The 12,123-nt window shown below is 69.8% G+C and carries 13 protein-coding genes and 1 riboswitch; of the genes, 7 read left to right on the forward strand and 6 right to left on the reverse strand.

The window, feature by feature from the left end; all coding sequences use genetic code 11:
- Positions 1 to 34: 34 nt before the first annotated feature.
- Together IE307_RS39190 and IE307_RS39195 are read right to left on the reverse strand one after the other, a co-directional pair.
- A complete protein-coding gene (locus IE307_RS39190; protein ID WP_229905512.1) occupies positions 35 to 2,392 on the reverse strand; it encodes a ribonucleoside-diphosphate reductase subunit alpha in 2,358 nt (785 codons plus the stop codon).
- A gap of 106 nt (positions 2,393 to 2,498) precedes the next feature.
- A riboswitch (cobalamin riboswitch) is annotated at positions 2,499 to 2,711 on the reverse strand.
- A 197-nt stretch (positions 2,712 to 2,908) separates the two neighbouring features.
- Complete coding sequence (locus IE307_RS39195; protein ID WP_191304621.1) at positions 2,909 to 3,457, reverse strand: LysE/ArgO family amino acid transporter; 549 nt, start codon at positions 3,455 to 3,457, stop codon at positions 2,909 to 2,911.
- A 99-nt stretch (positions 3,458 to 3,556) separates the two neighbouring features.
- On the opposite strand from IE307_RS39195, the gene IE307_RS39200 reads away from it, so the two are divergent.
- From IE307_RS39200 to IE307_RS39230, 7 genes are all read left to right on the forward strand, one after another.
- Positions 3,557 to 4,414 carry a LysR family transcriptional regulator ArgP gene (locus IE307_RS39200; RefSeq protein ID WP_191304622.1) on the forward strand — a complete coding sequence of 286 codons (858 nt, stop codon included), beginning with the start codon at positions 3,557 to 3,559 and terminating at the stop codon, positions 4,412 to 4,414.
- A gap of 17 nt (positions 4,415 to 4,431) precedes the next feature.
- Complete coding sequence (locus IE307_RS39205; protein WP_229905513.1) at positions 4,432 to 5,172, forward strand: SDR family NAD(P)-dependent oxidoreductase; 741 nt, start codon at positions 4,432 to 4,434, stop codon at positions 5,170 to 5,172.
- Between the two features lie 81 nt (positions 5,173 to 5,253).
- Entirely contained in the window at positions 5,254 to 5,961 is a 708-nt protein-coding gene (locus IE307_RS39210; protein WP_229905514.1) for a DUF998 domain-containing protein, read from the forward strand.
- On the forward strand, positions 5,886 to 6,296 hold the full coding sequence (locus IE307_RS39215) for a type III secretion system chaperone family protein (protein ID WP_191304543.1): 411 nt from the start codon (positions 5,886 to 5,888) through the stop codon (positions 6,294 to 6,296). Before IE307_RS39210 ends, IE307_RS39215 begins: the two co-directional genes overlap by 76 nt.
- The gene (locus IE307_RS39220) at positions 6,296 to 6,862 is read left to right on the forward strand and encodes a TIGR03086 family metal-binding protein (protein ID WP_191304544.1); all 567 of its coding nucleotides are present in this window, start codon (positions 6,296 to 6,298) and stop codon (positions 6,860 to 6,862) included. Before IE307_RS39215 ends, IE307_RS39220 begins: the two co-directional genes overlap by 1 nt.
- Positions 6,863 to 6,873: 11 nt before the next feature.
- Positions 6,874 to 7,212, forward strand: coding sequence for a condensation domain-containing protein (locus IE307_RS39225; RefSeq protein ID WP_191304545.1), 339 nt, complete (start codon positions 6,874 to 6,876; stop codon positions 7,210 to 7,212).
- Positions 7,213 to 7,290: 78 nt separating this feature from the next.
- Positions 7,291 to 8,073, forward strand: a complete 783-nt coding sequence (locus tag IE307_RS39230) for a hypothetical protein (protein ID WP_191304546.1) — start codon at positions 7,291 to 7,293, stop codon at positions 8,071 to 8,073.
- Here IE307_RS39230 and IE307_RS39235 read toward each other — a convergent pair.
- Genes IE307_RS39235 through IE307_RS39250 form a run of 4 tightly spaced genes read right to left on the reverse strand, consistent with a single transcriptional unit; the run spans position 8,045 to position 12,093 of the window.
- Positions 8,045 to 8,761, reverse strand: a complete 717-nt coding sequence (locus IE307_RS39235) for a class I SAM-dependent DNA methyltransferase (protein WP_191304547.1) — start codon at positions 8,759 to 8,761, stop codon at positions 8,045 to 8,047. The two genes, IE307_RS39230 and IE307_RS39235, sit on opposite strands and share 29 nt — an antisense overlap.
- Positions 8,754 to 9,422 carry a DUF3800 domain-containing protein gene (locus IE307_RS39240; protein ID WP_191304548.1) on the reverse strand — a complete coding sequence of 223 codons (669 nt, stop codon included), beginning with the start codon at positions 9,420 to 9,422 and terminating at the stop codon, positions 8,754 to 8,756. The genes IE307_RS39235 and IE307_RS39240 overlap by 8 nt, the downstream gene beginning before the upstream one ends.
- Positions 9,422 to 11,035 (reverse strand): vWA domain-containing protein, encoded by a 1,614-nt coding sequence (locus tag IE307_RS39245; RefSeq protein WP_191304549.1) that lies wholly within the window; start codon positions 11,033 to 11,035, stop codon positions 9,422 to 9,424. The genes IE307_RS39240 and IE307_RS39245 overlap by 1 nt, the downstream gene beginning before the upstream one ends.
- Positions 11,032 to 12,093, reverse strand: coding sequence for an ATP-binding protein (locus tag IE307_RS39250; RefSeq protein WP_191304550.1), 1,062 nt, complete (start codon positions 12,091 to 12,093; stop codon positions 11,032 to 11,034). Before IE307_RS39250 ends, IE307_RS39245 begins: the two co-directional genes overlap by 4 nt.
- Positions 12,094 to 12,123 lie beyond the last annotated feature (30 nt).

A 12,123-nucleotide genomic window follows, 5' to 3' on the forward strand; every position in this document is an offset into this window, starting at 1 on the left:
ACACGCGCGGCGCCCGCCTCGATGAGGTTCTCGGTCACTGGCAGGCCTCGCAGTCCGGGTCGGTGATGGAGCAGTTCGGGTCGGTCACGGCGACGGGCGAGACGGCGTTGAGCTTGCCGTCCGTGCCCTGCAACGTGGACTTCTCCACGTGCGTGGCGCTCTGCGTGCGCAGGTAGTACGTGGTCTTCAACCCGCGCAACCACGCCAGCTGGTACAGCTCGTCGAGCTTGCGGCCGCTCGGCTGGGAGAGGTAGAGGTTCAGCGACTGGGCCTGGTCGATCCACTTCTGCCGCCTGCTCCCGGCCTCGATCAGCCACGAGCTGTCGACCTCGAACGCCGTGGCGTACAGGGCTTTCAGGTACGGCGGCACCCGGTCGATCGCACCGAGACTGCCGTCGTGCAGCTTCAGGTCCGAGATCATCTGCTCGTCCCACAGCTTGCGCTGCTTGAGCGCCCGCACCAGGTCCGGGTTGATGACGGTGAAGTCACCGGACATGTTCGACTTCACGTACAGGTTGCGGTACAACGGCTCGATCGACTGGTTGACACCGGTGATGTTTGCGATGGTCGCCGTGGGCGCGATCGCCATGACGTTCGAGTTCCGCATGCCCCTGCGAGCCTTCTCGCGCACCGGCGCCCAGTCCATCGTGGACTCCCGGTCCTGCTGCAGCTCGTCCCCGGCCCGCGTCGCGGCCAGGATCTCGACCGAGTCGATCGGCAGGATCCCCCGCGACCACAGCGATCCCTCGAACGACCGGTACGCGCCGCGCTCGGCCGCGAGGTCCGCGGACGCCTCGATGGCGTAGTAGCTGATCTCCTCCATGGAGCGGTCGGCGAACTCGACGGCCTCCTCGCTCGCCATCGGCGTGCCGAGCGTGAACAGCGCGTCCTGGAAACCCATCAGGCCCAGGCCGACCGGCCGGTGCTGCAGGTTGGAGTTCCTGGCTTCCGGGATCGTGTAGTAGTTCACGTCGATCACGTTGTCGAGCATCCGCACCGCCGTGCGCACGGTTTTCTCGAGCCGCGCGTGGTCGATGCCGCTTTCGGTGACGTGCTGCGCGAGGTTGACGCTGCCGAGGTTGCAGACCGCGACCTCGTCGATCGTGGTGTTCAGCGTGATCTCGGTGCACAGGTTCGACGAGTGCACCACGCCGTTGTGCTGCTGCGGCGAACGCAGGTTGCACGGGTCCTTGAACGTGATCCACGGGTGACCGGTCTCGAACAGCATCGTGAGCATGCGCCGCCACAGGTCGACCGCGGGCAGCCGGCGAAAGACCTTGATCTCGCCGTTGTCCGCCTTCGCCTCGTAGGCGCGGTACTTCTCGGCGAACTCGGTGCCGAACGCGTCGTGCAGGTCCGGCACCTCGTCGGGGGAGAACAGCGTCCACTGACCGTTCGCGCGGACCCTGCGCAGGAACTCGTCCGGCACCCAGTTCGCGGTGTTCATGTCGTGGGTGCGGCGGCGTTCGTCGCCGGTGTTCTTGCGGAGGTCGAGGAACTCCTCGACGTCGATGTGCCAGGTCTCGAGGTACGCGCAGACAGCACCCTTGCGGCGCCCACCCTGGTTGACCGCGACGGCGGTGTCGTTGGCGACCTTCAGGAACGGCACCACGCCCTGCGACTTGCCGTTGGTCCCCTTGATGTGCGCGCCGATCCCGCGCACCGGGGTCCAGTCGTTGCCGAGCCCGCCGGCGAACTTCGACAGCAGCGCGTTGTTGCTGATGCCGTGGAAGATCGCGGCGAGGTCGTCGTCCACGGTGGTGAGGAAGCACGACGACAGCTGCGGGCGGGTGGTGCCGGAGTTGAACAGGGTCGGCGTGGAGCACATGAAGTCGAACGACGACAGCAGCTCGTAGAACTCGACGGCGCGGGCGTCGCGGTCGTCCTCCTCCAGGGCGAGGCCCATGGCGACGCGCATGAAGAACGCCTGGGGGAGCTCGTAGCGGCGGTCGTCGTGGTGCAGGAAGTAGCGGTCGTACAGGGTCTGCATGCCCAGGAACTGGAAGTTCAGGTCGCGATCCGCCTGGAGCGCGGCACCCAGGCGGGCCAGGTCGAAGTCGGCGAGACGCGGGTCGAGCTGGCCGAACTCGATGCCGTCGCGGACGAACGAGGCGAAGTACGTCGGGTAGCGCTCGGTCATCTCGGCGTGCGACAGGGGGGTTCCGCAGGCCTCGGCGCGCAGCTTGTCCAGCAGCAGGCGGGCGCTGACGTAGGAGTAGTCCGGGTCGTGTTCGACCATCGTGCGGGCGGCCATGATCGGCGCGAGTGCCAGCTCGGTGTCGGTGATCCCGTTGTACAGGTTGCGCTTGGTCTCGGCCAGAACCGCCTCGGCCGACGCGTTGGGCAGGTCGGCACAAGCCTCGTTGATGACCACTGAAAGGCGGTCGGGCACGCTCTCTCCTCGCGAGCCGAGCCCGGGGAGAACGCATGCGCGCGCCAGTGGACACCACTGGTGCACACAGCTGCCCTCCCTCGGGGCACCGTGTCGTGCGCGCAGGCTTGCGCGCACACCAGTGGCAGGTCTTCGGACTCGTGGGCGCACTTCCAACGCCTACCGGCCGTCGCTTCCCAGGTCCGCCGGACCCAGTGCTTCGTTGACGGCTTTCGTTCCCACTCACCGCTGCGGGGCAGTCCCGGATTTTCACCGGGTTCCCTCTTGCCTCACCGACCAGGTTGAGCCGAGTCGGTGAACCACCAGCGCGGCAGATACTACATGTGGTGGTGGGGTCTGGATCACCACCCAACATGCGCGTGTCGTGAGTTAGGGTCACGAACGTGGGTGATCTTCGGCCTCGGGCCGTCATCGGTGCTCTGGTCAGCGCGGGGCTCGCTTCGACGTCCCTTTTCGTCGGACCGTCGGCACCGGTGGTGTGCGGTGTCCTGGCCGTCGCGGCGGTGCTGGTGATGATCACGACCCGGCGATCAGGGTCACCCCGAGAGTGATCATCACGGCGGCGATGAGCCCGTCCAGGACCCGCCAGGCGCGGGGCTTCGCGAACAGCGGGCTGAGCAGGCGGGCGCCGAAGCCGAGCGCGACGAACCAGGTGATGCTCGCGGTCACCGCGCCGACGCCGAACAGCCAGCGGCCGGCCGCGATCGAGCCGAGCAGGAGCAGCGTGTCGAGGTAGACGTGCGGGTTGAGCCACGTCAGCGCGAGGGCCGTCAGCACGGGCCGGCTGCTGGTCGCCGTCCCGGCGTCGAGAGCGGACGGGGTGACCGCCCTGCGCGCCGCCAGGAACCCGTACCCCAGCAGGAAGAGGCCGCCGACGACCGCCGCGACGGTGATCGCCGCGGGGAACGCCTCGACGATCGCGCCGAACCCGGCGACGCCCACCGCGACCAGGATCGCGTCCGAGATGGCGCACACGGCGACGACCTTCGCGACCGCTTCACGTCGAAGCCCTTGGCGCAGAACGAAAGCGTTCTGCGCTCCGATCGCGATGATGAGGGTCATCATGGTGCCGAAGCCGAGCAGCAGGTCTGTCACGGGCTCAACGGTATTTACGCGTCTCTGATGAGACCAGCTACAGATTCTTACGTAGCATTAGCGCTCGTGATGGATCTGGACCTGGTGCGCACGCTGCTCGCGGTCGTCGACGCGGGCACGTTCGACGCTGCCGCCGCCGCGTTGCACGTCACCCCTTCCGCTGTCTCGCAACGCATCAAGGCGTTGGAGCAACGGACAGGACGTGTGCTGCTGGTGCGGGCACGGCCGGTGCGGCTGACGCCGTCCGGTGAGGTGCTGGTCCGGTACGGTCGGCAACTGCTCGCCCTGGACCAGGACCTCGACGCGGCGCTGGGGGAGACCGCGGTCGTGAGGGTGCCGATCGCGGTGAACGCCGACTCGCTCGCCACGTGGTTCCTGCCCGCCCTGCAACGGGTCCCGCCGGAGCTCAGGATCTCGTTCGACCTGCACCGCGAGGACCAGGACCACACGACGGCGTTGCTGCGGCAGGGCCTGGTGATGGCGGCGGTCACGTCGTCCCGCGAACCCGTGGCGGGCTGCTCGGTGACCAAGCTCGGCGAGATCCGTTACGCGGCAATGGCTTCGAGGTCGTTCATCGACCGGAACGAGGACGGGCACCTGAAGTCCTGGCTGCCCCAGGCCCCCGTCGTCGTGTTCGACCGCAACGACGACCTGCAGGACCGGTTCGTGCGCACCCTGACCCGGGGCCGCGGCGCGTCCGAGCACCGCCACTACGTGCCGTCGTCCGAGGTGTACGTGCGGGCGATCGTGGCGGGCCTGGGATGGGGGATGGTGCCGCCGCAGCAACTGCAGGAGGGGCTGACCGACCTCGCGCCGGGCCGCACGATCTCCGTGCCGCTGTACTGGCAGCAGTGGAAGCTCGACTCGCCCGCGCTCAACGCCGTGGCGGCCGCGGTGGCGGCGGAAGCGGGCGACGCGCTCCGCTAGGAGTTAGCCTCGTTCGCATGACCGGCGAACCGATGAACCTCAACGGGAAGACCGCAGTCATCTACGGCGCGGGCACGATCGGCGGCGCGATCGCCAGGGCGTTCCTGCAGGCGGGCGCCGAGGTCCACCTGGCCGCGCGCACCGAGGCCTCCCTCAAGGCCAAGGCCGACGAGCTCGGAGCCAGGTACGCCGTGGTCGACGCCCTGGACGAGCGGAGCGTGGACGAGCACGCGGCCACGCTCGAGCGGATCGACATCTCGGTCAACGTCATCTCCGACAACGACGTCCAGGGCACGCCCCTGCACGAGATGAGCGTCGACGACTACCTCAGCCCGGTCGTCACGAACGTCCGGTCGAAGTTCCTCACCGCCCGCGCCGCCGCCCGGCACATGATCAGGCAGAAGGACGGCGTCCTCCTGTTCTTCGGCGGCACGGGCGACGGGCAGGTGCACCGGCGCTGGAGCCTCGGCGGCCTGGTCACGGCGTTCGACGCGGTCGAGGCGATGCGCCGCCAGCTCGCGGCCGAGCTCGGGCCGCACGGCATCAGGGCGGTGACGCTGCAGACCGGCGGCATCCCCGAGTCCGTCCCCGAGGCGTTCCGCGACCAGGTCGAACCCGACATCGTCGGCCAGACCGCGCTCGGCAGGGCCGCGACGCTCGACGACGTGGGCAGGGCGGCGGTGTTCGCGGCGTCGGACTGGGGCCGCACGATCACGGGGGCGCAGGTCAACATCTCGTGCGGGAGCATCCTGAGCTGATCCTGTCGGAAAGCCCGCCGGAACCTGTCGGGTTGCTGAACCCAAGGAACCCCGGGGGCTCGCCGGGGCGTTGTCCGTTATGTGCTGATACCTCGTCTAGTCGCCACCGGCGGTTCGCTCGCCGTCGTCGTCACGGTGGCCATGGTGGGTCTGCTCGACCTGACCGTCGGCCCGCTGCGCCGCACGATCAGCGAGTACGCCCTGGGCGACTACCGCCCCGTGTTCGACATCGCGGTGGTGCTGCTGGCCGTCGGTTCGCTCGCGATCCTCGCCGTGCTGGTGCACAAGGGACTGACGAGGTGGCGGTCCACCGGGGCGATCGCGCTGACCCTGTGGTCGGCCGGCCTGTTCCTCGTGGTGGCGTTCCCCAAGACGAACTGGGCGATGGGCACCAACGAGCTCAGCGGCAGCATCCACCGGTTCGGCAGCATGGTCGCGTTCGTCAGCCTGCCGATCGCCATCATCGCGCTCGCGCGGCCGTGGCTGAAGGACCGCGTGTGGGGGCGACACGCCAGATGGACGATGGCGTCCGGTTTGTTGAGCGTTGTCGCATTCATGCCGCTGCTCTACGCCATTGCGCTGGGTGTGGTCTCGGACGTTCGGTGGTGGCGCGTGTTCCCGTTGGGGTACATCGAGAGGATCTTGCTCGTCGCCGAGGTCGGCGCCGTGCTCGTCGTCGGACTCTGGGCCATCTCGGCCAGTAGGGTTGCGCCATGGCGAGTTGGGGAGACCTCGCGGACTACGTCCGCGCCGAGTACGACGTCGTCCACGACAATGGCGAGGAACTGAGGATCCTCTTCACCTTCGGGGACGTGGAGGAGGACGAGGACGACCGCACGCAGGTCGTGATCATCGTCCGGGAAGTGCTCGACAAGATGCACGAGTGGGTGCAGATCGCCTCCCCGTGCGGGCTGGCGTCGCAGGTGGACCTCCGCGCGGTGCTGGAGGAGGTGGGCCACTCCACCGTCGCGTGCGGTCTCGCGATCATGGGGGAGCACGTCGTGGTCCGGCACTCGTTGCCGTTGAAGGACCTCGACATCCACGAGTTCACCGACCCGTTGCAGTTGCTCGCCGGAACCGCGGACACGCTGGAAGAACAGTTCTGGGGAGGCGACGGGTACTGATGTTCGACCTGACTCCTGCGGCCACGCAGCTGGCCGAGGTGGTGCGCGGCGTGCGGGACGGCGACCTGAAGGCGCCGACCCCGTGCCCCGACTACACCGTCGGTGATCTGCTCGATCACGTCAACGGCCTGTCGGTCGCGTTCACGATGGCGGCGCGGAAGACCCCGCTGGAGGGGGCCGGCACCGGCGACGCGGCCCGGCTGCCGCTCGACTTCCGCGAGTCGATCCCGGCGCGGCTGGACGAGCTCGCGCAGGCCTGGCGTGCGCCGCAGGCGTGGGAGGGCATGACCCGCGCCGGAGGCGTCGACCTGCCTGGTGAGGTCGCGGCCGCCGTGGCGCTGGACGAGATCGTCCTGCACGGCTGGGACGTCGCCAGGGCGACCGGACAGCCGTTCGAGGTCGAGGAAGGCCTGCTCCAGGTCGTCCACGGCTTCGTGTCGTCGATCGGCCCGGACGACCGCGACGGCTCGCTCTTCGGGGCCGCGGTCGAGGTCGACCCGAATGCGCCACTTCTCGACCGTGTCCTGGGACTCAGTGGGCGGAATCCCGGGTGGAGACTAGGTTAGGCTCTCCTAACGTGAGAGCCATTACGGTGCAGGTTCGGGCAGGGCTGGGCGTGGGACGTCTCGCCGCCGCCATGGAGTCCCTGGTGGAACTACATCCTGAACTGTGTCGTTCCGGCTTCGCGCACCACGAGGTGAGTGACCCCGTCGCCGCCACCCCCGCGGCCCTCGCGGAGGCGGAAGCGGGGCTCGACCTGCGGTCCGGCGCCCTGATGCACGTCGTCTGGCTCGACGCCGGACCCGCGCGTTCCGGCCGGATGGTGCTGGTGCTGCACGACATCGTGGCCGACCGGCTGCCGCGCGTCCTGCCGTGGCTGGTGCAGGCCTGGAAGCAACCGGCACTCGTCAGCTGACCCGGGTTCGCGGCCAATTAGTGGCCACTTGGCGCGAACGCTCCACGGGCCAGCTCGTCGTGCCCCACCGTGGTGCCCGTGCCCGGAGATGACGAGCAGTACCTCTCGGACCGGCTGGACCAGGTCCAGAAGGCGATGCGTCAGGGTGACGCCGACGACGTGGTGCGGCAGGTCGGTCACGTGCGGGGCGAGAGCGACTCGCAGACCGCCGACACCCTCCTGCGGCTCGCGCTCGACCGCGAGCTGAAGCAGTCCCGCAAGAGGATCCGGATCTGGATGGCGGTCGCGATCGTGCTGGCGGTCGGGGCCGCGATCACCATCACCGTGGTCCTGCCCAGGACGAGACTCGGCACCCTCGCCGACACCGCGCCCACCACGACACCGGCGACGGCGTCGACGGCGCCGGTCCCCGTTGGCACGCCCAGCGCGCCGAACTCCTCGCTCGCCCCTCCCGTTCCCGCGGGCGACGGGTCGAACCTGACGGTACTGCACGACCTGACGGACTTCACGCTGGGCGGCACCTTCTGCTCCACCAGCATCGAGGGCACGCTCGACATCGACGAGCTCGCGCCCAACTACGAGAACGCCACGATCACGAACTGCGCCAACGACTTCAGGCTCTCCTACGGCGGCAAGTACATCGCCGAGGCGCCGCTCACCCAGCCCACGGCACAGGCCTGCGAGACGCAGGCCAAGCGCGGTTCCCAGACCCGCTGGAACATCGACGACGTGAAGGCCGGCGAGTTCGCGGTGTGCACGACGTCCAAGAAGAACAACGTCGCGTGGATCAAGGTCGTCGACAAGGGGCCCAGAGGGAAGCTCACCCTCCAGGTCATCGTGTGGAAGCCGGCTCCGCGCTGACCCTCGCGACGAACACGGTCTCGCGCCCCGGCCGGTCCGGGGCGTCGCGCACGTCCACGACCTCGAACCCGCACGCCACCAGGCTCTGCTCGATCTCGGCGCGCGAGCGGAACCGCAGCGTCGAGTCCGAGGCGATCTCCGTGCCGTCGCCGAAGCGGTAGGTGTGGCGGAACGACACGAACGGCAGGTCGACGCCGAGCAGTTCGCGCCATTCCTCCACGCCGTCGACCACACGGGTCGTCGGCGCGGCCCAGTCCTCCCACGCCCTCGCCTCCGGCCGTCGCGACTCGAACACCAGGTGCCCGCCCGGCCGCACCGCCTCACGCACACCGCGAAGCGTGGCCTCCCAGTCGTCGCCGAGGAACACCTGCGCCACGTTCGCGGTCATCGTCGCGAGGTCGACCTGCAGCGGGGGCAGGGAAGTGGCGTCGCCGTGGATCCACCTGACCCTGGAGTCCTTGGCCCGCGCGAGGTCCACCGACGCGAGCGCGGGATCGACACCGACGACCGTGAACCCGGCGTCGGCCAGCAGCGTGCCGAAGCACCCCGTGCCGCAGCCGACGTCCAGCACGCTCGACGCTCCGAGCTCGGCGGCGATCGACAGGTACGGGTCCAGGTCGTCGCGCGGCCCGTCGAACGCGTCGTAGAGCCGCGCCAGCCGCGGGTCCGCGAAGAGCGCGTCAGGCATGCCACATCCCCGGTCCGACGACGAACGGCATCAGCAACTCGATCACCTCTCTGTCCGGGCGCCCGTTCAGCTCCTCCTCGGCGACGCGCCGGGCGATCCCGGCCAGGAAGTCGGCCACCTGCACGCGGGCGTCGTGCTGGGAGTCGGCCAGCGTCAGGCTCCGCAACCGCGGCGCGATCTCCTGCAGCTGCCGGATCCGTCCGACGGTCAGCGACAGCTGCTGGTCGTGCACGATCGACACCGGCCCGCCCCACTGGGCCACGGCCCGCAGGATGGCGGGGAACAGGGGATCCAGCGCGCCGCGCGGGCCTCGGGCGCGCAGGAGGTCGTTGTAGAGCTCCAGCGGCCCGGTCACCGAGCCGAACTCCGCCCGCACCCGCGAGGCCAGGAACCGCCGCTTGTCCACGAGTTGCACGCGGGCGCGCCCGACCATCGGGCCGTCGGGGCCGAGGAACCACAGCAGCACCCACCTGTTCTTCTGCCGCAGCAGGTGGTTCGCCTTGTACTCCAGCGCCGGCGATTTGATCATCTCCCGCAACGACTCGACGCACGCCGCGGCGTCCTCGTGCGAGAACCGCACGGCCGCGTGCGCGAAGACCGCGGTGACCCCGCCGACGAGCTTCTCGCCCTCGGACCCCGACTCGTCGCAGGCGATCTCCATCAGGACATCCGGAAGACCGGGCCGCGGGGGCGGAACGGCAGGTGCGCGCCCGCCGGGACGAGGAACGCGTGCTCGCGCCGGATCCGCAGCACGTCGCAGCCGCCGTCGGTGATGACCAGGACCGGTCCGGCGGAGGGGAAGTCGGAGGCGCGTTCGAGCAGGTCGATGCCGGGCTGCAGCACCGTGCCGCCGCGCCCGCGCACCTCGACCCGGCCCGCGATGTCCTCGACGGGCACGTATCCGGCGTCATATGCCATCGCGTCACAGAAAACCACGCGAGCGGCGGGCACGTCACGTGCCGCGGCGTAGGAGGCGATCGCGCCCAGCGCCTTGCCCAGCACACGGGGGTCCATCGAGCCGGACGTGTCGAGCACGACGCCGAACGTCGGCCGCGCCTCCAGCGACTCCGGCCGCACCCAGCCGGGCCGCGGGATGTCCGGAGTGGACGCTTGCCGCCGCGACGCACGCGCGTACGAGCGCCGCTTCTCCACCGCGGGAACGAACTCCTCGAACCACCGCGCCAGCTGGGCGTACCACGACAGCGGCGGGTGCTCCAGCGCGCGGATCTCCTCGACCAGCCCGGCGGGCAGGAGTCCGCGGGCGGACGTGTGATAGCTCAGCCCCGTCAGCAACGCACGCCGGTAGAACTCGTCGAGGTCGGCGAAGTCGGCCGGTCCGCGCAACGGCTCGCCGAGCAGGTCGCCCTGGTGGTGACCGCGCAGCGTCAGCAGCTTCCGGTACCGCCGCAGGTCCACCGCGATCCGGTCGTAGACCGACTCCGCGGACAGTCCGCGCAGCCCGGGGTCGTGCAGCGCCCCGGAAGGCGGCGATCCCACGCCCATCTCCACCAGCCAGCCGTTCACCACGAAGTCCGCGGCGACGTTCCACAGGTACGGGTCCCGCCCGCCGGCGCGGTCGCAGTGGCGCAGCGCGGCGTGTAGCATCTCGTGCGCGAGCACGAACCGCCACTCCGGTTTCGTCAAGCCCGCCAGCGGGTTCACGTAGATCTCGGCCGACGCCGTGGACACCGCCGCGATCGAGATGTCCCAGCCCCGAGCCAGTTCCGCGTCCGCCACCACCGTCATGGTCGAAGCCAGCGCGCCGAGCAGCGGGTAGTGCGACACGAACCAGCCCAGGGCGAGCTGCCACTCCGTCTTCACCGGTCGCGTGTCGGACAACGACGACCGCGCGCCGCCCGCCACGTCGATCGCGGCCACGGCGGCGTTGGACAGTCCGGCGGCGAACCGGTTCGCCCACTTCTCCGGGTCCTTCGACTCCCCGCCGCGCACGCACCGGCCCGGATCCCACGACTCGGGCCGCCTGCCGAACTTCAGCGCAGGCTGGAAGTCCAGCACGTCGTCGCAGGAGAACGTGCTGAAACCCAGGTGCAGCAGGCAATGCGCGAACACCCACGCCCACTCGTCCTCGGTCGCCCTGCGCTTCGGGTGGGCGTACAGCAGGCCGTCGAGCGAAACGTCCGCCCACGGGTGTTCGGACAGGCGGCGCACGTACGTGCTGAGGGCGGCGAACAGCGGATGCTCGTTGATCCGCCTGTCCGCCGCCGCGAACGCCAGCGCGGCGGGGTCGACGTGCGCCTTCCCGCGCCTGCTCATGCGCGTGCGGCCACCAGCCGCGGCAGGTCGCGGGTGACCTCGACGAGGAACCACGCGGGCAGCACCGGATTGCCGTCGTCGTTGGCCGCGATCACCATCTGCGCGATCTCCAGCGACAGCTCGGCCAGCTCCAGCAGCAGCGCCTTCCCCCGGTGTGCCAGCTGCTTGTCCGCCGCGGGCGCGTGCGCCTTGTCGTGCGGCAGTTCCTTCACCAGCCGTGCGCGGAACGCCTCGGCCAGGAAGTACAGCAGGTCGCGGTCGGCGGGTGCAGACGGCCAGCGGGTGTCCCCGCGCAGCACGGCTTCGAGCCCGTACGCGTTGCGCACGGTCTTCACGTACGCCTTGAACATCGACGCGTGGTTCGCGGTGACCGTGCCGAACGCGAGCACGCCGAGGAGGTCCTCGGAGATGTCGTCGCCGAACGAGTGCAGCGCGTCGGACAGCATGTGCCAGCCACGCGGCGTGGAGAAAGTCTCCTCGACCTTCGGCGCCGCGCTCCACAGGTGGTCCGGGCGCTGCGTCAGGTACTCGAGCACCCACGGGTGGATGTGGCTCTCGCGCGCCCACGCCAGCCAGTCGCGCGCGGAGGCCGTGAGGTGCACGTGGATCATGCGGTTCACGAGCGCGGACGCCATCGGGCGCGCCAGGGCGTTGTCGACCGCCCTGTTGCCGGCGCCGATCACGATCGAGCCCTTCGGCAGCTCGTAGGAGCCGATGCGCCGGTCGAGGATCAGCGAGTAGAACGCCTTCTGCACCTCGGGGGAGCTGGCGTTCAGCTCGTCGAGGAACAGGCAGTACGGGTCGTGCCGCGCGATGGACTCCGGCGGGGCGAACCGGGAACGGCCACCGACCAGTTCCGGAACTCCGATGAGGTCCTCCGGCGCGAGTTGCGTGCCCAGCAGCGTGACGCACTCCAGGCCCAGCTCGGTGGCGAACTTGCGGACGAGCGAGGACTTGCCGATACCCGGTGCTCCCCAGAGGAAGACCGGCCGGACTACGGCGACGTGCAGCAGCACCTCCGGGAGCTGTGCTGGTGTCACGGTGACTGTGGATCGCATCAGGTGGTCGAGGATGCCTCATCCCACTTG

It is taken from the genome of Lentzea cavernae (genome assembly GCF_014653695.1).
GTDB lineage: Bacteria > Actinomycetota > Actinomycetes > Mycobacteriales > Pseudonocardiaceae > Lentzea > Lentzea cavernae.